The organism is Kitasatospora sp. NBC_01539, assembly GCF_045040525.1.
Taxonomy (GTDB): Bacteria; Actinomycetota; Actinomycetes; order Streptomycetales; family Streptomycetaceae; genus Kitasatospora.
On the sequence record NZ_CP109390.1, the window covers coordinates 4,753,211 to 4,777,432 of the forward strand.

At 75.0% G+C, this 24,222-nt stretch carries 18 protein-coding genes and 1 pseudogene; 17 read left to right on the forward strand and 2 right to left on the reverse strand.

Annotated features, from left to right (window positions below; genetic code table 11):
* Window positions 1–40 precede the first annotated feature (40 nt).
* From OG335_RS20615 to OG335_RS20635, 5 genes and pseudogenes are all read left to right on the forward strand, one after another.
* Window positions 41–856, forward strand: a complete 816-nt coding sequence (locus OG335_RS20615) for a type II secretion system F family protein (protein WP_405012595.1) — start codon at window positions 41–43, stop codon at window positions 854–856.
* Window positions 853–1,638, forward strand: a complete 786-nt coding sequence (locus OG335_RS20620; protein ID WP_405012596.1) for a type II secretion system F family protein — start codon at window positions 853–855, stop codon at window positions 1,636–1,638. Before OG335_RS20615 ends, OG335_RS20620 begins: the two co-directional genes overlap by 4 nt.
* 77 nt (window positions 1,639–1,715) lie before the next feature.
* The gene (locus OG335_RS20625; protein WP_405012597.1) at window positions 1,716–1,997 is read left to right on the forward strand and encodes a DUF4244 domain-containing protein; all 282 of its coding nucleotides are present in this window, start codon (window positions 1,716–1,718) and stop codon (window positions 1,995–1,997) included.
* A gap of 52 nt (window positions 1,998–2,049) precedes the next feature.
* Window positions 2,050–2,406, forward strand: a complete 357-nt coding sequence (locus tag OG335_RS20630) for a TadE family type IV pilus minor pilin (RefSeq protein ID WP_405012598.1) — start codon at window positions 2,050–2,052, stop codon at window positions 2,404–2,406.
* Window positions 2,394–2,717 (forward strand): annotated as a pseudogene (locus OG335_RS20635) (Rv3654c family TadE-like protein); the annotation flags it as partial. The gene OG335_RS20630 and the pseudogene OG335_RS20635, both read left to right, overlap by 13 nt.
* A gap of 111 nt (window positions 2,718–2,828) precedes the next feature.
* Here OG335_RS20635 and OG335_RS20640 read toward each other — a convergent pair.
* Window positions 2,829–5,189, reverse strand: a complete 2,361-nt coding sequence (locus OG335_RS20640) for a DEAD/DEAH box helicase (RefSeq protein WP_405012599.1) — start codon at window positions 5,187–5,189, stop codon at window positions 2,829–2,831.
* 218 nt (window positions 5,190–5,407) lie between these two features.
* Here OG335_RS20640 and bldG point away from each other — a divergent pair, with 218 nt between their 5' ends.
* The 4 genes from bldG to OG335_RS20660 all read left to right on the forward strand — a co-directional run bounded on the left by bldG (window position 5,408) and on the right by OG335_RS20660 (window position 8,970).
* Window positions 5,408–5,749: an anti-sigma factor antagonist BldG gene (gene bldG / locus OG335_RS20645; RefSeq protein ID WP_405012600.1), complete on the forward strand. Its 342-nt coding sequence runs from the start codon at window positions 5,408–5,410 to the stop codon at window positions 5,747–5,749.
* Window positions 5,750–5,873: 124 nt separating this feature from the next.
* Window positions 5,874–6,296, forward strand: a complete 423-nt coding sequence (locus OG335_RS20650) for an ATP-binding protein (RefSeq protein WP_405012601.1) — start codon at window positions 5,874–5,876, stop codon at window positions 6,294–6,296.
* 233 nt (window positions 6,297–6,529) lie between these two features.
* Window positions 6,530–7,279 (forward strand): hypothetical protein, encoded by a 750-nt coding sequence (locus tag OG335_RS20655; protein ID WP_405012602.1) that lies wholly within the window; start codon window positions 6,530–6,532, stop codon window positions 7,277–7,279.
* A gap of 155 nt (window positions 7,280–7,434) precedes the next feature.
* The gene (locus OG335_RS20660) at window positions 7,435–8,970 is read left to right on the forward strand and encodes a methyltransferase (RefSeq protein WP_405012603.1); all 1,536 of its coding nucleotides are present in this window, start codon (window positions 7,435–7,437) and stop codon (window positions 8,968–8,970) included.
* A gap of 129 nt (window positions 8,971–9,099) precedes the next feature.
* On the opposite strand, the gene OG335_RS20665 is transcribed toward OG335_RS20660, so the two are convergent.
* On the reverse strand, window positions 9,100–9,738 hold the full coding sequence (locus OG335_RS20665) for a hypothetical protein (protein ID WP_405012604.1): 639 nt from the start codon (window positions 9,736–9,738) through the stop codon (window positions 9,100–9,102).
* 427 nt (window positions 9,739–10,165) lie between these two features.
* Here OG335_RS20665 and OG335_RS20670 point away from each other — a divergent pair, with 427 nt between their 5' ends.
* The 8 genes from OG335_RS20670 (at window position 10,166) to leuE (ending at window position 24,166) form a co-directional block, all read left to right on the forward strand.
* Entirely contained in the window at window positions 10,166–10,654 is a 489-nt protein-coding gene (locus OG335_RS20670) for a hypothetical protein (RefSeq protein WP_405012605.1), read from the forward strand.
* 582 nt (window positions 10,655–11,236) lie between these two features.
* On the forward strand, window positions 11,237–14,104 hold the full coding sequence (gene topA / locus OG335_RS20675) for a type I DNA topoisomerase (protein ID WP_405012606.1): 2,868 nt from the start codon (window positions 11,237–11,239) through the stop codon (window positions 14,102–14,104).
* 130 nt (window positions 14,105–14,234) lie between these two features.
* The gene (gene tmk, locus OG335_RS20680) at window positions 14,235–17,495 is read left to right on the forward strand and encodes a dTMP kinase (protein WP_405012607.1); all 3,261 of its coding nucleotides are present in this window, start codon (window positions 14,235–14,237) and stop codon (window positions 17,493–17,495) included.
* Between the two features lie 173 nt (window positions 17,496–17,668).
* Window positions 17,669–18,994, forward strand: a complete 1,326-nt coding sequence (locus OG335_RS20685; protein ID WP_405012608.1) for an acyltransferase family protein — start codon at window positions 17,669–17,671, stop codon at window positions 18,992–18,994.
* 71 nt (window positions 18,995–19,065) lie between these two features.
* Entirely contained in the window at window positions 19,066–20,277 is a 1,212-nt protein-coding gene (locus OG335_RS20690; protein ID WP_405012609.1) for a DNA polymerase III subunit delta', read from the forward strand.
* A 145-nt stretch (window positions 20,278–20,422) separates the two neighbouring features.
* Complete coding sequence (locus tag OG335_RS20695; protein ID WP_405012610.1) at window positions 20,423–21,571, forward strand: hypothetical protein; 1,149 nt, start codon at window positions 20,423–20,425, stop codon at window positions 21,569–21,571.
* A gap of 258 nt (window positions 21,572–21,829) precedes the next feature.
* Window positions 21,830–23,422 carry an alpha/beta hydrolase gene (locus OG335_RS20700; protein WP_405012611.1) on the forward strand — a complete coding sequence of 531 codons (1,593 nt, stop codon included), beginning with the start codon at window positions 21,830–21,832 and terminating at the stop codon, window positions 23,420–23,422.
* Between the two features lie 78 nt (window positions 23,423–23,500).
* The gene (leuE, locus tag OG335_RS20705) at window positions 23,501–24,166 is read left to right on the forward strand and encodes a leucine efflux protein LeuE (RefSeq protein ID WP_405012612.1); all 666 of its coding nucleotides are present in this window, start codon (window positions 23,501–23,503) and stop codon (window positions 24,164–24,166) included.
* The last annotated feature ends 56 nt before the right edge of the window (window positions 24,167–24,222 follow it).

Here is a 24,222-nt window from a genome sequence, read left to right on the forward strand (position 1 = left end):
ATGTCGGGGGACCCGATGGAGGAACCGCCTGCCGAGACCCGTGCCCGAGCTCGCCCTGCTGCCCGTCGGGCTGCTGGCGGCGCACGCCGTCGACTCCCCGGTGCCGGTCCTCGCGGCAGCCGTCGGCGTCGTCCCGCTCCTCAGGTGGCGCGCCCGTCGCCGCACCGCGGAGCAGGCGCGGCGACGGGCCGCCGCCGTGATCGACCTCTGCACCGGTCTGGTGGGCGAACTGCGCAGCGGGGCCACCCCGGAACAGGCCCTCCACATGGTCATGGGCAGGGAGGCGGCGTTCCGCAGCGACCTCGGGTTGGAGGCCTCGGCCAGGCTCGCGGCAGCGCCGTACGGGGCGAACGTCCCCGCGGCCCTCCGGCTGGTCGCCGAGCTGCCCGGCGGCCGCGGCGCGGCCGCCCTGGCCGCGTGCTGGCAGGTCGGCAGCGACAGCGGCACCGGTCTCGCACACGGACTGGACCGGCTCGCCGATGCGCTGCGGGCCGAGCGCGCCCTGGCGGAGGAGATCGCCGGCGAGCTCGCCGGCTGCCGGGCGACCACCGCACTGCTCGCGGTGCTCCCGGTGCTCGCCCTGCTGCTCGGCGCCGCTCTGGGGGCGCACCCGCTCACCACGCTGCTGCACACCCCGGCCGGTCTCGGCTGCCTGGCGGCGGGCGTGCTGCTCGAAGCGGCCGGACTGGCCTGGACGTCGCGGATCGTCAGGGACGCCGAGGGCGGCCCCCGGAAGCGCCAGGAGCGCGCCGTGCTCTCCGGCTCCTGCGGACTGACCCGGCGTCGGGACACCCGACGGGATCCGGTCGGCAGCGGCGGCCGACCGGGCCACGGACACGCCGGGGCGGAACGGTGAACGCCACCCCGGCCGTGCTGTCGGCGCTGGCCGTGCTCGGCGCCCTGCTGCCGGGGCCGGTCGGGCGCAGGACGGTCAGACGCCGACTCCGGGGCCTCCGCGCGGCGGCCTGTCGCGACCCCCGGTACGGACCGGGCGCGCGCCGCGTAGGTCCGCCGCGCAACCGCCTACGGGCCAGGGTCTGGCTGCTGCCGGCCGCGGCCGGGCTGGCCGTGGCTGCCCTGACCGGTGGGGCGGTCGGACTGGTCGCCGGATCGCTCGCCGCCGCACTGGCGTACCACCGGCTACCGCGTCCGCCACTCCCGCAGGACGCACGGGCGGCGCGGGAGCAGGAGCATCTGCTGCGCCAGCTCCCACTCGCGGCTGAACTCCTGGCCGCTTTCCTGACCGTCTCGTCGTCGCCCGGCCGAGCCGCGGCGGCCGTCGCGGCGAGCCTTGAACCGCCCATGCGTGAGCGCCTCGACGCGGTCGCCGCCCACCTGGCGCTGGGGGCCCCGCCGGATGCCTGCTGGGAGCAGCTCGCAGCAGACAGTCCGTCACTCGCACCGCTGGCGCGCTGCCTGGCGCGTACGAGCCTCGGCGGGGCGCCGCCGTCCGCGGCCCTGGCCGGTCTGGCCCAGGCGCAGCGGGCCGCCGCCGTACGGGCCGCACACGCCAGGGTGCGCCGGGCCGGTGTCCTCGCCACCGCGCCGCTCGGCCTCTGCTTCCTGCCCGCCTTCGTCCTGATCGGCGTGGTGCCGGTGGTCATGGGCCTCACCGCCGCGTACCTCCGGAACGCCTGAACCGTTCCCCTTCGCGCTCCTCGTCCCGTCTTCCTCGTCCTGACCGTCCCGTGTTCCTCGTCCGAAGGAGTACTTCCATGTCTCTGCCCACTGCCCGCGCCACCACCCAGCTCCCGACCGGACGTCCGTGGCACCGGCGCTGCTCCGACAGGCCGCCGGGGCGTCCCGCCCGCCGGCTGTCCTGGAGGCTGCGACGCCTCACCGTGGGCCCGCCGGACGCCGGCATGACGACCGCCGAGTACGCCATCGGCACGGTCGCCGCGTGCGGGTTCGCGGCTGTCCTCTACCGGGTCGTCACGAGCGCCGCCGTGTCCGGGGCCCTCGGTGAGGTGCTCGACCGGGCCCTTCATGCGGTGTGAGGACGGGCGCCGCCGTCCGGGGCGGCGCCGCGACGGGTGCGGGGACGCGGGCATGGTGACGGCGGAGACCGCGGTGGCGCTGCCCGCCATGGTGCTCCTGGCGGCCCTGCTGACCTGGGGCGTCCTCGGCACGGTGGCGCAGATCCGCTGTGTCGACGCCGCGCGGGTGGGTGCCCGGGCGGCCGCACGGGGCGAGACCGATCCGGCGACCTCGGCCCGGGCAGCCGCTCCGCCGGGAGCGGTTGTCCAGGTCCTGCGGGAGGCCGACACCGTCCGGGTGACCGTCGAGTCGCCCTACCCCGGACCCGGCCGGTTCGGTGCCGTGCTGGCGGTGCGGCTCACCGCCTCGGCGGTCGCCGCGCGCGAGGACGCCGTGGGCCCGGAAGGAGGAACGCCATGGCCGTCCTGAACGGGCCCCCGCGACCCGGGCCGCCGGACCGCGGCTCCGCCACCGTGTGGCTGCTCGCCCTGGGCATGGTCACCTGCGTCGTCTTCACGGCCGGCCTGGTGATGGGCACGGCGGTGGCCGCGCGGCACCGTGCGGAGTCGGCGGCGGACCTTGCCGCGCTCGCAGCGGCCGAGCGGCTGCTGGTCGATCCCGACGGGGGCTGCGGGCGTGCGGGCCGGATCGCCGTGGCTCAGGAGGCGTCGCTGGTCTCCTGCACGCCTGTGCCGTCCGAGGACGCCGTCGAGGTCGTGGTGGAGGTCCGCGCGGGCGCGGTCGTCACCCGGCTTCCGCTGCCGACCGGGCCGGCCAGGGCCAGGGCCCGGGCCGGCCCGGTGTGGGCCGGGGGCGACGTCGCACCCGAGTCGGTCCGCGGCCGGGTCTCCCTAGCGGGGTTCGTCGCCGTCCCCCGGGTCCGGCCGTCCGGCGTCCGCCGGGGCCCCGGCGAGCAGGGCGTCCAGCAGCCGCACCGCCGAGGCCTTGTCGAGCGGGTCGTTCCCGTTCCCGCACTTGGGGGACTGCACGCAGGAGGGGCAGCCGCGTTCGCACTCGCATGCGGCGATGGCGTCCCGTGTGGCGGTGAGCCACTGGCGCGCACGGCGGAAGCCCCGCTCGGCGAAGCCGGCGCCGCCGGAGTGCCCGTCGTAGACGAACACCGTCGGCAGCCCGGTGTCGGGGTGCAGGGGCACCGACACGCCACCGATGTCCCAGCGGTCGCAGGTGGCGAACAGCGGCAGCAGCCCGATCGAGGCGTGCTCGGCGGCATGGGCGGCACCGGGCAGCCGGTCGAACGGAATGTCCGCGTCGAGCAGTTGGTCCTCCGTCACCGACCACCACACGGCGCGCGTCCGCAGCGTCCGGGGCGGGAGGTCCAGCTTGGTCTCGCCGAGCACCTCGCCGGTCGCGATCCGCTTGCGCAGGAATCCCACGACCTGGTTCACGACCTCGACCGCGCCGAAGTTCATCCGGGCCTCGCCCCATGCCTCGGTGATGTCGGTGGACAGTACGGAGATCGAGGTGATGTCGCGGGCGGCCGTCGTGTACGGCGGATCGGCTGCCTCGACCAGGGCGACCGAGGTCTCCAGGTCGAGGTCCCGGACGAGGTAGGTGCGCCCCTGGTGCAGATGGACGGCGCCGGTGTGCACGGTCGTGTGGGACGCGGCCGCGTCCACGGTGCCAAGCAGCCGCCCGGTCGAGGCCTCGACGATCTGGACGGGATCGCCCCCGCCGCCGCGCAGGTCGACCCGGTCGGCGGCGCGCTCCCGCCGGGTCCAGTACCAGGCACCGTCCGCCCGCTGACGGAGCAGTCCGCGGCGCTCCAGCACCGGCAGCAGCGCCGCGGCGGACGGACCGAACAGGCTCAGGTCGGCCTCGGCGATCGGCAGCTCGGCCGCGGCCGCGCACAGGTGCGGGGCCAGGACGTGCGGGTTGTCGGGGTCGAGCACGGTCGCCTCGACGGGGTTGTCGAACAGCGCCTCGGGATGGTGCACGAGGTAGGTGTCCAGCGGGTCGTCCCGGGCGATCAGGACGGCCAGGGCTCCCTGGGCCTCGCGTCCGGCCCGTCCGGCCTGCTGCCAGAGCGAGGCCCGGGTGCCCGGGTATCCGGCGATCAGGACGGCGTCCAGGCCCGACACGTCGACCCCCAGCTCCAGGGCCGAGGTGGAGGCGAGCCCCAGCAGCCGGCCGGAGTGCAGGTCGCGCTCCAGCGCCCTGCGCTCGTCCGCGAGATAGCCGCCGCGGTAGGCCGCGACCCGCCCGGCGAGCGGGCTGCCCAGCAGGTCCTGGGCCTGGAGGGCGACGAGTTCGGCACCGCGGCGGGACCGGACGAAGGCCACCGTGCGGATGCCGGCGGAGACCAGGTCGGTCAGCAGATATCCGGTCTCCGCCGTCGCCGTGCGGCGTACGGGCGCGCCCTGCTCGCCGACGTGTTCGGTGAGCGGGGGCTCCCACAGGGCGAACACCAGCGGGCCGCGCGGGGAGGCGTCCTCCGTCACCGCGACCGCCGGGAGGCCGGTGAGGCGGCGCGCGGTGACGGCCGGTTCCGCAGTGGTGGCCGAGGCCAGCAGGAACGTCGGCTCCGCGCCGTACCGGGCGCACAATCGCCGCAGGCGCCGCAGCACCTGGGCGACGTGCGAGCCGAACACCCCGCGGTAGCTGTGGCACTCGTCGATCACGACGTAGCGCAGGGTCTTCAGGAAGGTCGACCAGCGCGCGTGGGCCGGCAGGATGCCGCGGTGCAGCATGTCCGGGTTGGTCAGCACGTAGGAGGCGTACTGGCGGACCCACTCGCGCTCCTCGACCGGGGTGTCGCCGTCGTAGAGCGCGACCCGGACACGTGGCGGTACGAGTTCGGCGGCGCGCCTGCGCTGGTCGGCGGCCAAGGCCTTCGTCGGGGCGAGGTAGAGCGCGGTGGCACCGCGGCCGTTGCGGGCCTCCGTGCCGTCGAGCAGATCGCTGAGCACCGGCGCCAGGTAGCCGAGGGACTTGCCGGAGGCCGTACCGGTGGCGATCACGACACTCCGACCGCTTTTCGCCAACTCCATCGCGGTGGCCTGATGGGCCCACGGCTCGTCCACGCCGAGCTCACGCGCGGCCTCCCGGATTTCCGGACGGATTCCTTCCGGCCAGGAGGCGTGGCGTGCGGGACGCGCGGGAAGATGCTCCGTATGGGTGAGGCGGTCCGACCGGCCCCGGCTGGTGGACAGGGTCTCGAGCAGGGCCTCGGGCGAGTGATGACGGGGCGGCATGGGGACCCAGTGTGTCACTGGCGTGACGGAGAATCGCTGCAAGCCATCGTGCGGGCATGGCCGCAGGTGGTTGAATGAGCCCGTGACGGCCGCACGGCCGAGGGTCGCACGCCGAGGCTCGTCTGCACCGGCTTGCCTCGCCCGGCCTGCGACCACGCGGTGACGGCCACCCGGCCGAGGATCGCAATGACGTAGCAAGGCAAGGTGCTGGAGGTTCCGTGGACCTGTCCCTGTCGACCCGTACGGTTGGCGATCGCACGGTCGTCGAAGTCGGCGGCGAGATCGATGTGTACACCGCCCCCAAGCTGCGCGAGCAGCTTGTCGAGCTCGTCAACGATGGCAACTACCACCTCGTTGTCGACATGGAGGGCGTGGACTTCCTCGACTCCACCGGCCTCGGCGTGCTCGTGGGCGGGCTCAAGCGGGTTCGTGCGCACGAGGGCTCGCTCCGCCTGGTCTGCAACCAGGAGCGCATTCTGAAGATTTTCCGGATCACCGGTCTGACCAAGGTCTTCCCGATCCACACGTCGGTGGACGACGCGGTCGCTTCCACCGACTGATCCGACGTCCCGTACCGGCGTGGCCGTTGATGCGGCCCCGCCGGTCGGGCGGGTCCTGTACGGGCCCGTCCTCCGGGCGCGTCAGCGCCCGGCCGAGCCAGGGAGCAACCCCGGAGGGGGAGGAATGGCAACCGTCGAACTTCGATTCAGCGCGCTTCCCGAGCACGTGCGTACGGCCCGTCTCGTGGCCGCCGCAGTCGCCAGACGCGCCGGGGTCGACGAGTCGGTGCTCGACGAGGTCCGACTCGCGGTCGGCGAGGCATGCTCCCGCGCGGTCGGTCTGCACCAGCGCGGCGACGCCCACGGGGCGATCCGCGTCGCTCTCACCGAGCAGGAGAAGCGTTTCCTCATCGAGGTCGCCGACGAAGCCGGCCCGACCATGGTGCCGGCCCCCGCCGGGGGCGGCGGCACGGACAGCGCCGACGACGACATGCTGGGCCTTGCCGTGATCACCGGGCTCGTGGAGGACGTCGAGGTCAGCAGCAGTCTCGAAGGCGGCGTCATCCGGATGAGCTGGCCGGTCTCCACCGCGCCCGTCGCGGTCTGAAGCCCACGCCGCCCTCGCGCTGAAGGCCCACGCCGGCTGCCTGTCCCGGCCGGTCCTTCCACGGCGGCGGCGGTCCGACGGGGTGGCGCCGCCCGGATCCGAGGCCGGTGAGCGCGTCGGCCCTGTGCAGGGCAGACCTCGGGTGTTCCGGTGGCGGTGCCACCGGCGGGAGCCCGTCCGGCGGGCAGCCGTGTAGGTTCGCAGATCGACGTCCGCGACCGAAAGGCCACCCGGTGAACAAGCGACTGCTGACCGTACCCGCGCTCGGCGCGCTGCTCGCGTTCGGCCTCGTCGCCTGCAGCGACGACAACACCGCGCAGCTCGACACGTGGGCGAAGAGCGTCTGCGACGCCGCCAAGGGCCCGATAGCTCAGTCGCGCGCAGCCCTGGCCGACACCGAGAAGATCATCCCCGGTGAGGTTCCGGTCGATCTGCAGAAGAGGCTGTCGGCCGACCTGGCGACTCTCGCCGGTGCCAACAGCGGTCTGGCGGACGCCGTCGCCAAGGTCGAGGCCCCGAAGTCGGAGGACGGCGCCGCGTCCCAGACCGCCGCGGTCAACGAGCTCCGGCAGGCGGGGCAGGGTTATCTGGACGCGCAGAAGAAGCTGGACGCCCTGACCACGACGGACCAGGCACGGTTCGCGGACGGTCTGCGCAGTGTCGGCGACCAGGTCCAGCAGCTCGCGCAGCTGTCCACCCAGGGCCTGAACCGGCTCCAGACCGGCGAGGCGGGCGATGCGATGAAGCGCCAGCCGGGGTGCAAGGCGAATGCCGCGGCGCGGCCGTCCGAGGCCACCGCCTCGGCGGTCGAAGGCCAGGCCACCGAGACCGGGGGCGCGTCGGCCGCGCCGTCGGTGAAGCCGTCCGGGGGCAAGACCTCGTCGGCGCCCTCGGGCCGTGCGTCGGGTTCGGCGACCGCCACCTCGGAGGAGCCCGCCGCCGACGGGTCCGCGGAGGCATCCCCGAGCGAGTCCTCGGGCTGACCTGGCGACCACCACCGGTGTGCCCGCGCCGGGCATGCCTGCCCGCGCCCGCATGCCTGCCCTTGCCGGCACGCCTGCCCCGCGCCGGGCGCCCGCGTCCGGTGCTCGCGCCGGACGGATGCGGCGGCACGTCCCGGCCGCGGGACAATGGCGTCGTGACCAAGAGCCCAGTCCCGGACCCCACCCGCCTCGCCGCCTTCCGTGAGGCGCTGCTCGCCGCCCAGTACACGGCGGACGGCTGCCTCGACCTGCTCGGCCCCACCGCCTACGCGGCGCTCGCGCGCAGCGAGACCGTGCCCGCCCTGCGGGCGACCCGCGGCGGCAGTCCGATCGAGACCCTGGTGCGGCTCTTCCTGCTGCAGGAGACCGTCCCGGAGGCCGCCGCCGCTGCGGCGCTGCCGGTCGACGACTGCCTGGTCGACGGGTGGCTCGTCCGGGACGGCGACGGGGTACGTGCGACGGTGGACGTGCGGCCGTACGCCAACGAGGTCGCCGGTCTGCCGAGCGCGGACGCCTGGGTCGTGTCGGACCTCGGCTGTGCGGTGGGCGGTGCGGGCGGCATCGGGTCGGGCGAGAGTTCGGGCGGTGTCGCGCGCAAGGACCTGGTGCTCGGTGTCGGCGGTGCGTCGACCACGCTGGCCAACCTGGCGGTGCGGCGCCCCGCGCGGGCCGTGCTCGACCTCGGCGCGGGTTCCGGGGTGCAGGCGCTGCACGCTGCCCGGCACGCCCAGCAGGTGACCGCGACCGACCTGAATCCGCGGGCCCTGCAGTTCAGCAGGCTCACGCTGGCGCTGTCCGGCTTCGACCACGTCGACACGGCGGAGGGCAGCCTGTTCGAGCCGGTGGCGGGCCGCCGGTTCGACCTGATCGTGTCCAACCCGCCGTTCGTGATCTCCCCTGACAGCCGTTTCGTCTACCGGGACGGCGGGATGGCCGGCGACGACCTGTGCCGCAGCATCGTCCGCGGTGCCGCGGCGCACCTGGAGCCGGGCGGCTACTGCCAGTTGCTGGCGAACTGGCAGCACGTCAAGGGCGAGGACTGGCACGAGCGCCTGGCCGGCTGGGTGGCCGGGACCGGCCTCGACGCCTGGGTGGTGCAGCGTCAGGTGCAGGACATCGCCGAGTACGCGGAGCTGTGGCTGCGTGACGGCGGCGACCACCTCGGTCGGGGCGCGGACTACCGGGCCCGCTACGGCGAGTGGCTGGACGCGTTCGAGGCGGCGGGTGTCGAGGGTGTCGGCTTCGGCTGGATCACGCTGCGCGCGGGCGGTGCGGCGGAGCCGACCGTCCGGATCGAGGACTGGCCGCACCCGGTCGAGCAGCCCCTCGGGCCGCACATCGAGGAGTGGTTCGCACGGCAGGACTTCCTGCGGGCGCACGACGACGCCGCCCTGCTGTCGGCCCGCTACGTGCTGGCCGACGAGGTGGTGCAGGAGCAGATCGGTGCGCCGGGCGCGGAGGACCCGGAGCACGTGATTCTGCGTCACAACCGCGGGATGCGGCGGGCGACGAAGGTGGACACCGTGGCCGCGGGCTTCGTCGGCGCCTGTGACGGGACGCTGGCGGCCGGCGACATCGTCGACGCGATCGCGCAGCTGCTGGACGAGGAGCGGGTGGTCCTCCGGGACCGGGTGCCCGAGTCCTTGCGGCTGCTCACCGAGCAGGGGTTCGTCGCCCCGATCGTGGGCTGACCGGGCTGACCGGGCTGACCGGGCTGACCGGGCTGACCGGGCTGGCCGGGCTGACGGAGCAGACGGGGCTGACCGGCGGGCCCGGCCCGAGCCGGCGGCCGGCCCCGCCGGGCCCCCGGCGCTCCCCGGTCACGGGTGGAAGAGCTCGCTGACGGCGGTGATGCGACCGGCCGAGTCGGTGGTGATGTCGTAGAAGCCGCCGTAGCAGGCGTACGGCTCGGCGACCGTGGTGTTGTGCGCGCATGCTTCGGCGTGCGCGGCGAAGTCGGCGAGCGGGACCCGCTGCGGGGCCATGATGCCGCCCATCGCGAAGAGCTCGGCGGTGGCGCCGGGGGCGAACGTGTAGCCACGGGCGGTGCCCGCGGTGGCGTAGTAGCCGTCGTTCTCGATGTCCGCCCCGCAGACGAAACGGGTCGGCGTGGCGGAGACGCCGGTGGCGGTCGCGGCGACGACGCCGACGACCTTGTGCCCGGGGTGCTGGGCCGCGGTGGTGCAGTTCGCGGTGGGCGTGCCCGTGCCGGACGGCTTGGCGCCGGTGCTGCGGGTGGCACCCGGTTTCACGGTGGCCTTGGCGGACGGGGTGCCGCTCGGGGTGGTGCCGGTGGTGGAGGCGGCGGGGGAGACCGGCACCGGGGCGGTCGTCGAGGCCGTCGCCCCCGCCGCGGGTGCGGCGGCGTCCGTGCCGGTGCCGTCCGGGTCGCAGGCGGTGAGCGCCAGGGTGGCGGCGGCGAGCAGGGCGGCGGTGGCGAGCAGACGGTGTGCGGACATGGTGGCCCCCCGGGGATGTGGCCGGTCAGGTGCCGGCCTGGTGTCTTCCTCCGGTCTACCGGTCGCCGCGGGCCGTCGGGCCTGCCGTAGCGGGGCTGTGACACCACGTCCCGGAGCCGTTACGTGCGGGTCGGGGCGGTGACGTGGGGACCGGCCACCCGGGCGTCCGGACGGACCCTCCGCACGGACCCTCCGGTCGGCGCTTCCGGACGACCCCTCCGGACGGTCCCTGCCGCAGGTCGCCGCCCGCCGTGCGGACCCGGCAGCGGGTCGTTCACCTTCCCGTATCCCGGTCGTTCCCCGGTGTACGTCGAGCGTCGGTCCGGGGTTGTCCGCAGCCTGCCACGCTCCCGTCCACAGGCTGTGGGCGGGGCGGAGCAGACAGGGGGCGGGAGCGGTGGAGACGCCGACGGCGGTTGCGGCAGGGGTGGTTCTGACACTTTTCGGCAGCGCGTTGCTGCTGTGGTGCGCCGCCGAGTTGCGCCTTCGCCACCACCTGCGCCGCCACGGCATACCGGCGACCGCCCGGGTGGTCGCCGACGGCGAGCCCTTCGGCGAGCCGTACGGCGACACGTACGGCGAGCTCGACAGCGCGCCGCTGCTCTCCTACACCGTGCTTCCCGCGGTCGGGATCGTGCCGGTGCACGACGTCTCGGACGGCGGCGGCACCCACCTGGTGCGGGCCGCCGAGGCCGTGCTGGCCCGCCCGCGGGGCACCACGCCGCTGCGCCGCCCCGCACGTCTGGTGCCGGGTGCGATCGTGCAGGTCAGGTATGACGCGCGGCGCCCCAGCCGGGTGGTGCTCGCGGGCACGGAGATCCTCCCCGCGATGGGGAGCGACATCTTCTGGGCGCTGCTCGGCACGGGCGCGCTCGCGGGCGGGCTGAGCCTCTTCGCCTCGCTGCTGGCGCACTGACCGGCCCTTCGGCGGCGGCGCCGTTCGAGGCGGGCCGACCGGTGCGCGGGTGCGCCCGCCGGGGTGCTCCGGACGGTGTGCCGTGCCCCGCGCGTACGGCGGACTGCGCCGTGTGCAGTGCCGCACGGGTGGCGCGTTTCCGCCCCTGAGCCGCCCCTGACCGGCCTCGCGTGTGCCCCGGATCCGGTTCCCGTCCGTTCCGGATCCGGCCGGGATCGGCTGCGGAGCCGCTCCGCGAGGCCGGTCCGGAGGCATCGCTGCAGGTACGGTACGGGTGCGCAGGAGTGCCGGACGGCGGGAATTCCGTCCACGGCGCGTCCGGATTCGGCCTCGGCGGGCGTCCGGAGCCCCCTCCACGGGGCGCGCGGCCGCGTCGTCGGGTTACCGTTCGAGTGGCGTAGGTCGGCCTTGCCGGTGAAAAAGCAAGAACCGTCCGTTTGACAAGGGTGGCCAGGGTACGGTCACACTCCGCTGGTGGGCTCGTCGCGCAGCGACAGCCAGGACGGCGGACGGGACAGGCGGATCGCCTCCCCCGCTGCCCGCGCCGCCAGCACACGTAACGACCGGGAGAGAAGAGCGAAGGTGTCCCCGAGCAGCGAGACCGCGCACGGCATGCGACTCGTCATTGTCGAGTCGCCGGCCAAGGCGAAGACGATCAAGGGCTACCTTGGCCCCGGCTACATCGTCGAGGCGAGCGTCGGGCACATCCGCGACCTGCCCGGCACGGCGGCCGAGGTCCCCGACGAGTACACCGGCGAGGTGCGTCGCCTCGGCGTCGACGTCGACCACGACTTCGCACCGATCTACGTGGTGAACGCGGACAAGAAGTCGCAGGTCACCAAGTTGAAGTCGCTGCTCAAGGAGTCCGACGAGCTCTTCCTCGCCACCGATGAGGACCGCGAGGGCGAGGCCATCGCGTGGCACCTGCAGCAGGTGCTGAAGCCCAAGGTGCCGGTGCACCGCATGGTGTTCCACGAGATCACGAAGGACGCCATCCAGGAGGCCGTCCGCAACCCGCGCGACCTCAACCAGCGCCTGGTCGACGCCCAGGAGACCCGCCGCATCCTCGACCGCCTCTACGGCTACGAGGTCTCGCCGGTGCTGTGGAAGAAGGTCATGCCGAAGCTGTCGGCGGGCCGCGTGCAGTCCGTCGCGACCAGGCTCGTCGTCGAGCGGGAGCGGGAGCGGATCGCGTTCCGCTCGGCCTCGTACTGGGACCTGGTCGGCACCTTCTCGACCGGGCGCGCCGCCGCGGACGCCGCCAACCCGGAGAGCTTCGGGGCCCGGCTGTCGGCCGTCGACGGCAAGCGGATCGCGACCGGCCGCGACTTCGGCGCCGACGGGCAGCTGAAGACCGCCAACACGCTGCACCTCGACGAGCAGGCCGCCCGCGCGCTGGCCGCCGGCCTGGCGCAGACGTCGTTCGCGGTGCGGAGCGTCGAGTCGAAGCCGTACCGCCGCTCGCCGTACGCGCCGTTCCGCACCACCACGCTCCAGCAGGAGGCCAGCCGCAAGCTGGGCTTCGGCGCGAAGCGCACCATGCAGGTGGCGCAGAAGCTGTACGAGAACGGCTTCATCACCTATATGCGTACCGACTCCACGACGCTGTCGGAGACGGCCGTCACGGCGGCCCGCGCGCAGGTCACGCAGCTCTACGGCGCCGACTACCTGCCCGACGCGCCGCGGGTCTACGCGAGCAAGGTCAAGAACGCGCAGGAGGCGCACGAGGCGATCCGTCCGTCGGGCGACCGCTTCCGCACCCCCGCCGAGACCGGCCTGGCGGGTGACGACTTCCGGCTGTACGAGCTGATCTGGATGCGCACCGTCGCGTCCCAGATGAAGGACGCCGTCGGCCAGTCGGTGACCGTCAAGGTCGGCGGCCGGTCGGCCGACGGCCGGGACGCCGAGTTCTCCGCCTCCGGCAAGATCATCACCTTCCACGGCTTCCTCAAGGCCTACGTCGAGGGCGCCGACGACCCGAACGCCGAGCTCGACGACCGCGAGCGCCGGCTGCCGCAGGTCACCCAGGGTGACCCGCTGGCCGCCGAGCGGCTGAACCCGGAGGGCCACGCCACCAAGCCGCCGGCCCGCTACACCGAGGCGTCGCTCGTGAAGGAGCTGGAGGAGCGCGAGATCGGCCGCCCCTCCACCTACGCGTCGATCATCGACACGATCATCGCGCGCAAGTACGTCTTCAAGAAGGGCACGGCGCTCGTCCCGTCGTTCCTCTCCTTCGCGGTGGTCAACCTGCTGGAGAAGCACTTCGGCCGACTGGTCGACTACGACTTCACCGCCAGGATGGAGGACGACCTCGACCGGATCGCGGCCGGCCAGGCCGAGTCCGTGCCGTGGCTGAAGCGCTTCTACTTCGGTGCGGGCGAGGGCGCGGCCGTCGCCGGCAGCGCCGCCGAGGCCGGTAACGGCGACGGCGACCACCTCGGCGGCCTCAAGGAGCTCGTCACCGACCTCGGCGCGATCGACGCCCGCGAGATCAGCTCCTTCCCGCTCAGCCAGGACATCACGCTGCGCGTCGGCCGCTACGGCCCGTACGTCGAGAAGGCCTCGACCGTCGAGGGCGAGCCCGGCCAGCGCGCCGACGTCCCCGACGAGCTGCCGCCGGACGAGCTCACCGTCGAGCTCGCGGAGGAGCTCCTCGCCAAGCCCAGCGGCGAGATCGCCCTCGGCACCGACCCGGAGAGCGGCAACCCGCTGATCGCCAAGGACGGCCGCTACGGCCCGTACGTCACCGAGGTGCTCCCGGAGGGCACCCCGAAGACCGGCAAGAACGCGGTCAAGCCGCGTACGGCGTCGCTCTTCAAGACGATGGCGATCGACACCGTCACCCTGGAGGACGCGCTGCGGCTGCTCTCGCTGCCCCGCGTGGTCGGCAACGACGCCGAGGGCGCCGAGATCACCGCGCAGAACGGCCGCTACGGCCCGTACCTCAAGCGCGGCACCGACTCGCGGTCGCTCACCAGCGAGGACCAGCTGCTCACGATCACCCTCGACGAGGCGCTGGCCATCTACGCCCAGCCCAAGCAGCGCGGCCGCGCCGCTGCCGCCCCCCCGCTCAAGGAACTCGGCAACGACCCGGTCAGCGAGCGTCCCGTCGTCGTCAAGGAGGGCCGCTTCGGCCCGTACGTGACCGACGGCGAGACCAACGCGACGCTCCGCAAGGACGACGAGGTCGACACCATCACCCCGGAGCGCGGCTACGAGCTGCTCGCCGAGAAGCGCGCCCGCGGGCCGGTGAAGAAGACGGCCAAGAAGGCGCCCGCGAAGAAGGCGCCGGCCAAGACGGCCGCGGCCAAGAAGACGGTGGCGAAGAAGACGGTCGCCAAGAAGACGGCGACCGCCAAGACCGCCGCCACCGCGACGGCGGCGAAGAAGACCACCGTGCGGAAGACCGCCGCGGGCAAGGCCGCCGCATCCGCGCCCGAGGAGGGCTGAGCCGGACACCCGTCGCGGGCCCGTTTCCCCTCGGGGTGCGGGCCCGCGGTGCGTCACAACCGTGTCATGACAGGCTTCAGGAACCCCACTCGTCCCTTTGGGCGTAGCGCCCGACCGCTACGCTGACCGTATGACGAGTGAGGAGCAGCCCACCGGCACGAGCACCGCCCCGTCCGAGCGCCCGGAGGTGCCGCCGGCCGGGACACCGGGTGAGCGGGCCCGGACACTGCTCGGCCTGCGACCCTACCGACGGTTGTGGACGGCGCAGCTCGTCGGCGGCACCGCGGACCGCCTGGCGCTGCTGGTGCTCGTCCCGCTGACGGTCGTCGCCGCGGTGCTGGGCGGCCAGTTCGGCGCGGGCTACCGCGCCCTGGCCTTCGCCGTCGCCGCGGTCTTCGCGGCCCGGCTGCTCGCCACCGTGATCTTCGGCGCCGTCCTGCTGGGGCCCGTCCACGCCCTGGTCGGCGGCCGTCTCGACCGTCGCTGGACCATGATCGGCGCGGACGTGCTGCGCGCGGCGCTGATCGCCGCCGCACCCTGGTGGACCACCTGGACCGCCGACGCGGCCACCTGGGCCCTCCTCGGCACGGTCTTCCTGGCCGGTGCCGCCGAGCGGGTCTGGACGGTGGCCAAGGCGGCGGCCGTCCCCGCGCTGCTGCCGGCCGCCGCCCCCTACGCCCCCGCGGAGAAGCGCCGACCGGCGCCCGCGAGCCTGGACGCCGTCCGCACCCTCGACGCCCGGACGGGCTGGGGCACGGTGCCCCTCGCCGCGACCGCCCTCGTCGCCTTCACCCTGGTCAACAACGTCGCCGCGGCCGTCGGCTCCGACTGGCTGCGCGGCCACCAGGTGACCGCGGCCGCCGTCGGGTCCGGCCTGCTGTTCGCCGCCTCCGCGGTCCTCCTCTTCCTCCAGGAGCTCCCCGCCGGCACCGCCACCGCGCCGCACTCCCCGCTGCAGGGCCTGCGCGCGCCGGTCGACGCCGCACCCGGCCCGGCGCTGACGAAGGGCCGCACCGGCTCCGCCCCGTACTTCACCTTCGCGGTGGCCGCCGCCTACGCCGCGATGGCCGGGGTGGCCTCGCTCGGCCTGCTCACGGCCGCCGAGCACCGGGCCGGTCCGATCGGCTACGGCACGATCGTCCTGGCCGCCGCACTCGCGCCCGCCGCGGGCATCCGGCTCACCCGGGCGACCCTGCCGGCCTTCCCGCGACGCAGGCTCCTGGCCCTCGCCCTCCTCGTGCAGGGCGTGGCACTGATCCTGGCCGGGCTCGTCCTGGACTTCGTCCTCGTGCTGCTGCTCACCGTGCTGGCCGGCCTCGCCGCCGGCCTCGCGATCTCGGTGGGCCGCGCCCTCCTCGCCCAGGAGGTCGAGGAGGCGCGCCTGCCCAAGGTCACCGAGCACCTGTACGCCGTGCTCCGCGTCGTGGTCGGCGCCGCCCTGATCGGGGTGCCGCTGATCGCCGCCGCGTACGGCGAGGTCGAGCTCGGTGAGGTCGAGCCCGGCAGCTTCACCTTCATCCACGGCGGTGCGGCGCTCGCCGTCTCCACCGCCGGCCTGCTCACCCTGGTGCTGGCCGCGGTCGTCCTGCTGCGCACGGACGACCGGCGGGGTGTCGCGCCGTTCGGCAAGGAGCTCTACCAGGCGCTCCGGACCGGCGCGGAGCCCGCGCAGCACCGCACCGGCACCGGCTACTTCATCGCCCTGGAGGGCGGCGACGGCGCCGGGAAGTCGACCCAGGCCCAGGCCCTCGCCGAGTGGATCCGCTCCAAGGGCCACGAGGTGGTGCTCACCCGCGAGCCCGGCGGCAGTCCCGTCGGCCAGCGGCTGCGGGGTCTCGTGCTCGACGTCGGCAACACCGGCCTGTCGCACCGCGCCGAGGCGCTGATCTACGCCGCCGACCGCGCCGAGCACGTCGAGAACGTCATCCGCCCCGCGCTGGCCCGCGGCGCCGTGGTGATCACCGACCGCTACATGGACTCCTCGATCGCCTACCAGGGCGCCGGCCGCGACCTCGCCGCCACCGAGATCGCCCGGATCTCCCGCTGGGCGACCGGCGGCCTCGTCCCCGACCTGACGGTCGTGCTGGACGTCGACCCGGCCGCGGCCCGCGAGCGCTTCACCGAGGCGCTCGACCGCCTGGAGTCCGAGCCCACCGAGTTCCACGTCCGGGTGCGTTCCGGATTCCTGGCTCTCGCCGCCGCCGACCCGGCCCGCTACCTCGTGGTCGACGCCGCCCGCCAGCCCGAGCAGGTCACCACGGCGATCCGGCACCGCCTCGACCGCGAGCTGCCGCTCTCCGTGCAGGAGCGGACCGCCCAGGCCGACCAGGACCGCCTCGCCCGCGAGGCCGCCGAGCGCCGTGTCGCCGAGGAGGCCCGCAAGGCCGCCGAGGCCGCCGAGGCCGACCGCAAGCGGCAGGCACTCCTGGAGGAGCTGCGCGCCGAGCAGGCCGAGAAGGACCGCCTCGCACGGCTGGAGGCCGAACGGGCCGCCGCCGAGGAGGCGCGGAAGGCCGCCGAGGAGGCGCGGCTCCGGGCCGATGCCGAGGCCGCCCGCCGGGCCGAGGAGGAGGCCGCCCGCAGCCGGGCGGAGGAGGCCCGGCTGCGCGCCGAGGCCGTCGCGCGGGAGCGCCTGGAGGCGGAGAACGCCGCACAGGCCGAGCTCCAGCGTCAGCGTGAACTCCAGCGGGCCGAGCAGCGGCGCCGTGCGGAGGAGGCGCTCCAGCGGGCCGAGGAGGCGCGGCTGCAGGCCGAGTCGGAGGCCGCCGCTGCTGCCACTGCGGCTTCCGCCGCGGCCGCGGCCGCGGCCCACGCACCCACCGCGGAGCTTCCGCAGGTGCCGGACGAGGAGACCACGCAGGAGATCTCCGAGCGGGAGCGCCGGGAGGCCGTTCGCACGGCTGAGACCGCGGTGCTGCCGACCGTCCCGGCTGCCGACGAGACCGCAGTGCTGCCGACCGTCCCGGCCGCCGACGAGACCGCGGTGCTGCCGAAGGCGGAGCCGGCGCCGCGGAAGGCCCCGGCCCGGCCGGACGAGACGGCGTTGCTGCCCGCCGTCGACGAGACCGCGGTGATGCCGCCGGTAGCCCCCACCGCCCCCACCGCCCCCACCGCCCCGACCACGGGCCACCGGGTGGCGCCGGGCCTGTGGCGGGAGGAGCCGCCCGCCGACACGACCCGCGAGCTGACGCCCGTCGACCGTCCGCGCCCCGCCTGGGCGGAGGAGACGCCGATGGACGACCTGCCGAGCCTGACCGACAGCCTGCTCGGGTCCCGCGACGAGTGGGCCAGCTGGGAGTCGGCCGAGGACGAGGGCGAGGGCGAGGCCGGCACCGAGGGCGAGGGCCAGCGGGGTCAGCGCGGTTGGGGACGCAAGCGCCGACGCGACTGACACACCCTGCCGGGCGCCTTGCGGCGCAAGGGCCGTTCGTCTGCTGACAGCACGTCGTCCGACGTGTCGTCAGATCGGGTGGCGCATACCGGAGCGATGGGCGGGCACCGTGGTCTGAGAGACTGCGGTGCCCGTCCGCCGTCCGCCAGCCTGCCCGAGGGAAGCCCGCACCCGTGACCGTCGTCGCCACCGCCCCGCCCGTCGCCGCCCCGCCGGCCGCCCGTGCCCCCGGTGGCCGGCTGCCGGTGCTGGACGGGCTGCGCTTCGTCGCGGTGCTGCTGGTCGTCGTCTACCACTACGTGGCGTTCGGCTCCGACTGGGGCCGGCCCCGCGGGGAGATATTCCCGGTGCTGTACCGGCCGGCCGCCTACGGCTGGATGGGCGTGCAGTTGTTCTTCCTGATCAGCGGCTTCGTCATCTGCCTGAGCTGCTGGGGCCGCTCCACGTCGGACTTCCTCAGCTCGCGCGTGGTGCGGCTGTTCCCCGCGTACTGGTTCGGGGTGCTCGCCACGACGGCGGTGGTCGCCGCCGTGCCCGGGGGCACCGAGCCGCGGGCGCTGCGGGACGTCCTCACCAACCTCACGATGATGGAGTACCCGTTCGGGGCGCCGTACGTCGACGGGGTGTACTGGAGCCTCTGGGTCGAGGGCCGCTTCTACCTGATCTTCGCGGTGGTCGTCGCCCTCGGCCTCACCTACCGCCGGGTGCTCGCCTTCTGCCTGCTGTGGGCGGCGGCCGGCGTGCTCGCCGAGGCGGCGCCGGGCGAGCAGCTGCTGCAGGTGCTGGCGATGCCCGAGTACTGCTGGTTCTTCATCGGCGGCCTGGCGTACTACCTGATGCGCCGCTTCGGCCCCAACCTGATGCTCTGGCTCCTGGTCGGGTTCACCTTCCTGGCGGGCTGCCGGGCCGTGCTGCCGACGTACCGCTTCGTCGCCGCGCAGGCCGGCTACCCGGTGCCGGAGTGGGGCCTGGTGGCCGTCCTCGCCGTGTTCTACCTGCTGATGGCGGGCGTCGCCCTCGACTGGTTCCGCGGAGTGGACTGGCGCTGGCTTCCCACCGCCGGCGCCGTCACCTACCCGCTGTACCTCCTGCACGAGTACATCGGCTGGGAGATGATCACCCGGTTCGGGCACCGGGTCGACCCCTGGCTGCTGGCGGGCGGGCTGCTCGTCGCCATGATCGGCGCCTCCTGGCTGGTCCACCGGTACGTGGAGCGGCCGGCCGCGCGGTGGATGAAGCCCCGGCTGGCGGCCTCGTTCGCCGAGGTCCGGCTGCACCTGCCGTCCCCGCGGAACGCCGCCGCCCACGACGCCACCGCCCACGACGCCGCCGGCCACGACCCCGCCGCCCGGGCGAGCGCGAACCCCGACGGCCCGGGCGGTACCGCCGGCAGCCCCGACGGCCCGGTCACCGCGGACCGGGGCGGAGCCGTCCGCGAGCCGTCCCGTGCGCCCGTCCGCGAGCCGTTGTCCGGCCGTGGTGTCGGCGTGGGGCGTTAGGCTCGACGACGGACCCGGCGTACGGCCCCGGGCCGGACGCGGGCCCGCACGGGCAGGGCAGGGAGTACGGCGTGAGCGTGTGGGACGACATGGTCGGCCAGGACCGCGTGGTCGAGCAGCTGTCCGCGGCCGCCGTCGCCGCCCACGCCATCGCCGCCGCGGGCCGCGAAGGAGCGGCCGCACCCGGCGGCAACGCCTCCCTGATGACCCACGCCTGGCTGTTCACCGGCCCGCCCGGTGCCGGCCAGATCACCGCCGCCCGCTCCTTCGCCGCCGCCCTGCAGTGCACCAGCCCCGACCTGGCGATGGGCGGCACCCCCGGCTGCGGCTTCTGCGACGGCTGCCACACCGTGCTCTCCGGCAGCCACGCGGACGTGAAGTACGTCCGCACCGACGGCCTCTCCATCGGCGTCGGCGACATGCGCGCCCTGGTGCTGCGCGCCGCGAGCTACCCCACCGGCGGACGCTGGTCGGTGATCCTCGTCGACGCCGCGCACCGGCTCACCGAGGCCGCCGCCAACGCGCTGCTCAAGGGCGTCGAGGAGCCGTCGCCGCGCACCGTGTGGCTGCTCTGCGCGCCCTCCGTGCAGGACGTGCTGCCCACCATCCGCTCCCGCTGCCGGCTGCTGGTGCTGCGGACGCCCTCCGCGGAGGCCGTCGCCGACATGCTGGTGCGCCGCGACGGCGTCGAACCGGCCGCCGCCCACCTCGCCGCCCTGGCCGGGCAGGGCGACATCGGACGCGCCCGGCGCCTCGCCGTCGACGAGGAAGCCCGCACCCGCCGCGCCGACGTGCTGCGCATCCCGCTGGAGGTCGCCGACGTGGGCGGCTGCCTGTCCGCCGCCCAGCGGCTCGTCGACACGGCCAAGGCCGACGCCGAGGCGCTCGCCGAGACCCAGGACGCCAAGGAGACCGACGACCTCCGGGCCGCGTACGGCGCCTCCGAGGGCACCCGCGCCCCGCGCGGCATGGCCGGTGCGGTCAAGGAGCTGGAGAAGCGCCAGAAGAGCCGCGCCACCCGCACCCGCCGCGAGACCCTGAACGTCGCCCTGCTCGACCTGCTCGGGTTCTACCGCGACGTGCTCGCCCTGCAACTCGGCTCCGCCGGCCGCCTCGCCAACCAGGACCAGCGCCCCGCCCTCGACCGGATCGCCGCCGCCGGGCCCGCCGAGTCGACCCTGCGCCGCATCGAAGCCGTGCTGGCCTGCCGCGAGGCGCTGGACCGCAACGTCGACCCGCTGCTCGCCGTCGAGGCCATGACCCTCGCGCTCCGGGCCGGCTGACCCCGCGTCACCTCGCTCGTTCGAGTGAACGTCGGCCCGTGCCCGCCCGGCCCGCGCCACCCCGCACGGCCCGTTGTGCACCCTGTGGACGGTCGGTCCGAACGCCGTGGTCCGGCGACCGTACTCCTCCCGAGGTGGTGCGCCCATGCCCCGTCCGCTCCTCGTCGTACCCCTGTTGACGGCCGCTGCGGCCGGGCTGTGGCTCGGCCGCTCCGCGCTCACCCACTGGCGCGACGTGCGGGCCGCCCGCACCTACGAGCTCGCCGCGCCCCACCGGCCCGTGCTGGTCAGGGCGGGGGCCTCGGCGCTCTGCCTCGCCCTCGCCGCGGCCCTGGCCGCCGCCCTCGCCGCGGCGACCCTGCCGTACCGGCACGCGGTCGACCGGGTGCTCGGTGCCCGACCCGCAGGGGCCGCCGTCGACACGCTGCCGTCGCCGTCCGCGGCCCCGTCCCCGGCCGCCGTCGCCCCGCAGGCCGCACCCGAGACCTCGTCCTCACCGACGGACGCCCGGGCCCTGCCGCCCGTCGTCACCGCCTTCACCTCCATCGGCCACCCCGCCGACGGCGACCTCCTGGAGGCCCAGGTGGCCGGCCCGGACGGCCGTCCGCGCACCGTCCGGGTCTGGCTGCCCGCGCAGTACCGCACCGACCGGCAGGCCAGGTTCCCCGTGATCGTGCTGCACTCCGGCACCCCCCGGAAGACCGCCGACGCCGAACTGCCCGACGTCTTCGACGGCGTGGCCTCGGCCGTCGCCCTCGGCCGGGCCCGCCCGTTCGTCGTGGTCGCACCCGAAGCGCCCAGCGGCACCGAACGACCCTGTGAGCTGGTCGCCGCCGCCCCGCAGGCCGTCGCCGACGACGCCGCGCTGCGCACCGCCGTCGAGGCCGCCTTCCGCACCCTGCCCGCGGGCCCCGGCGGCTGGGGCGTGCTCGGCATCGAGACCGGTGCGCCGTGCGCCGCCGCCGCGGGCCTCGCCCGGCCCGACCTGTACGGTGCCGCCGCCGCCGTCTCCGGCCGCTACGACGCGCCCACCCTCGCCGAGACCGGCGCGGAGGCGCCCGCCGACGCCGCGACCCGCCTGCTGCTCGCCGCGGCCAAGGCCGACGGCGCCGGCGTCACCGCCGCCAAGGGCCTCCGGGCCGCCCTGCGCGAGGGCAAGGGCCCCGCGGCCCGGGCCGACGTCCGGATCTCCGACATCGTGCAGGACTACACGCACGAGCGGGAGAGGCTGCGACTCGTCCGGGTGGCCGTCCAGTACCTCGCCGAGAGCCTCGGCCCGGCCAGGGCCGGCTGAGGGCCGGGCTCCCCCGGCCACCGCCGCCGCTCTGCCGCTGCTGCTCCGCCGTTGCCGTGCCGTCGCTGTCGCCGTTCCGCCGACGCTCTGCCGTTGCTGCTCCGCCGCCGTCGGGCGGGTGTCGCCGGGCCGGTCGGCGGGGCGGTGCCGGATACGCTGGGAACGCCCGAGCGATCACCGCCGGGCCCCGGACAGCCGCACCGCCACCCGTGCACGAGCGCCGTCCGTACCGTGCAGCGTCCGAGGGAGACCCACACCATGCGAGCCACCCGGCGGAGCCGTCCCACCACCGCCGTGCTGGCCGCCACCGCAGCGGCCGCCGTGCTCCTGGCGGGCTGCACCTCCGGCAGCTCTCCGGCAGCGGGCCCGCAGGTGTCCACCCCCTCCGCGGACGGCACCCTCCCCGTCTCGAACGCCGCCCCGCTGGAGCCGCTGCCCGCCGGAGTCCCGGCCGCGCTCGCCCCGTACTACGCGCAGAAGCTCGACTGGAAGACCTGCGACGGCGAGTTCCAGTGCGCCGAGTTCACGGTGCCACTCGACTACGAGCACCCCGGAGACGGCGACATCACCCTGACCGCCGCCCGGCAGAGCGCCACCCCCGGCGGCAAGCGGCTCGGCTCGCTGCTGCTCAACCCCGGCGGCCCCGGCGGATCCGCCGTCGACTACCTGGAGGGCGTGGCGCGCACCTACGACCCCCAGGTCCGCGCCGCCTACGACCTCGTGGGCCTCGACCCGCGCGGCGTCGGCCGCTCCACCCCCGTCAGCTGCCTGAGCGGCCCCCGCATGGACGCCTACGCCGCCGCCGACATCACCCCCGACGACCAGGCCGAGGTCGACGCGCTCGTCGCCGTCGACAAGGAGTTCGCGGCCGCCTGCAAGGACGGGTCCGGCGGGGTGCTCGCCCACGTCTCCACCGTCGAGGCAGCCCGCGACATGGACGTGCTCCGGGCCCTCCTCGGCGACGACCGGCTCCACTACCTCGGCAAGTCGTACGGCACGTTCCTCGGCGCCACCTACGCCGGCCTCTACCCGGACAAGGTTGGCCGCATGGTCCTCGACGGCGCGATGGACCCCTCGCTCGACGCCCGCGCCGGCAACCGCACCCAGGCCGGCGGCTTCGAGACCGCCTGGGCCGCCTTCGCCAAGGACTGCGCCGGCCGCGACGGCTGCCCCCTCGGCAGCACCGAGCAGGAGGTCGGCCGCCGCCTCACCGAGCTCTTCGCGTCGATCGACGCCAAGCCGCTCCCCACCGACTCCGACCGTCCGCTCACCGAGGCGCAGGCCACCACCGGCGTCATCCAGGCGATGTACGCCGAATTCCTGTGGCCGCAGCTGCGCAGTGCCCTCACCGACGCCGTCGCCGGTGACGGCACCGCGCTCCTCGCCCTCTCCGACGAGTACTACGAGCGCGCCGCGGACGGCAGCTACCCGAACCTCATCGCCGCCAACATGGCCGTCAACTGCCTCGACCTGCCCGCGCCGTTCACCGGCCCCGAGGGTGCCCGCGCCGCCGAGCAGGACTTCGCCCAGGCCTCCCCGCACTTCGGCCGCGACATGGCCTGGATGGCGCTCTCCTGCACCTACTGGTCGCACCCGCCGACCGGCGAACCCCACACCGTCCCCGCGGCGGGCGCCGCCCCTATCGTCGTCGTCGGCACCACCCGCGACCCCGCGACCCCGTACGCCTGGGCACAGTCGCTGGCCGCCCAGCTGGAGTCCGGCCGGCTGGTCACGTACGACGGCGACGGCCACACCGCGTACGGGCGGCGCAACACCTGCGTGGACGGCGCGGTCAACCGCTACCTGCTCGGCGGCGAAGCCCCGGAGAACGGGACGCACTGCGCCAAGTAATCTCCGTCGAAGACGGACGCTGCTGGCGGCTAGCATGAGTCGCCCCCCGTGTCCGCCCGTCCCGACAGGAGCGCCCCCGTGCTCGGAGTCAACGACCTGGCGACGTACGTCCTCGGCGCCCTGCTGATCGTCGTCCTGCCCGGCCCGAACTCGCTCTACGTCCTCTCCGTCGCCGCCCGCAAGGGCGTCCGCACCGGCTACCGCGCCGCCGCCGGCGTCTTCGTCGGCGACTTCACCCTCATCAGCCTCACCTCGCTCGGCGCCTCCTCCCTGCTGGAGGCCAACCCCGCGGTCTTCGCCGTGGTGAAGTTCGGCGGCGCCGCGTACCTGCTGTGGATCGGCTTCGGCATGTTCCGGTCCGCCCGGCAGCTGTGGCGCGAACGCCGCGCGGCCGACGGGCCCGCCATCGGGGCGGCCGAGGGCGCGGCCCTCCCGGAGAGCACGGAGCGGCCCTTCCGCCGGGCCCTCGTGATCAGCCTCCTCAACCCGAAGGCGATCCTCTTCCTGCTCTCCTTCTTCACCCAGTTCGTCGACCCGGCCTACGGGCAGCCGGTCTTCTCCTTCGCCCTCCTCGGCGGCATCCTGCAGTGCTTCAGCGTGCTGTACCTCTCCGTCCTGATCATGGCCGGCACCACGCTCGCCGCGGCCTTCCGCCGCCGCAAGCGCCTCTCCGCGGGCCTCACCAGCAGCGTCGCCCTGCTCTTCGCCGGCTTCGCCGCCAAGCTCGCGGTCTCCTCCGCCTGACCCGCACCGGGCCGGTACGGAGCACCCCGCGAAACTGTGTAGACTTGCCCGCGTTG

What these genes read in the sequence shown, in the direction of transcription:
- OG335_RS20625 (WP_405012597.1), top strand. Translation starts at nt 1,716, where the DNA reads ATGTCTCTGCCCACTGCCCGCGCCACCACCCAGCTCCCGACCGGACGT.
- OG335_RS20630 (WP_405012598.1), top strand. Translation starts at nt 2,050, where the DNA reads ATGGTGACGGCGGAGACCGCGGTGGCGCTGCCCGCCATGGTGCTCCTG.
- OG335_RS20640 (WP_405012599.1), bottom strand. Translation starts at nt 5,189, where the DNA reads ATGCCGCCCCGTCATCACTCGCCCGAGGCCCTGCTCGAGACCCTGTCC.
- OG335_RS20650 (WP_405012601.1), top strand. Translation starts at nt 5,874, where the DNA reads ATGGCAACCGTCGAACTTCGATTCAGCGCGCTTCCCGAGCACGTGCGT.
- OG335_RS20665 (WP_405012604.1), bottom strand. Translation starts at nt 9,738, where the DNA reads ATGTCCGCACACCGTCTGCTCGCCACCGCCGCCCTGCTCGCCGCCGCC.
- tmk (WP_405012607.1), top strand. Translation starts at nt 14,235, where the DNA reads ATGACGAGTGAGGAGCAGCCCACCGGCACGAGCACCGCCCCGTCCGAG.
- OG335_RS20695 (WP_405012610.1), top strand. Translation starts at nt 20,423, where the DNA reads ATGCCCCGTCCGCTCCTCGTCGTACCCCTGTTGACGGCCGCTGCGGCC.
- OG335_RS20700 (WP_405012611.1), top strand. Translation starts at nt 21,830, where the DNA reads ATGCGAGCCACCCGGCGGAGCCGTCCCACCACCGCCGTGCTGGCCGCC.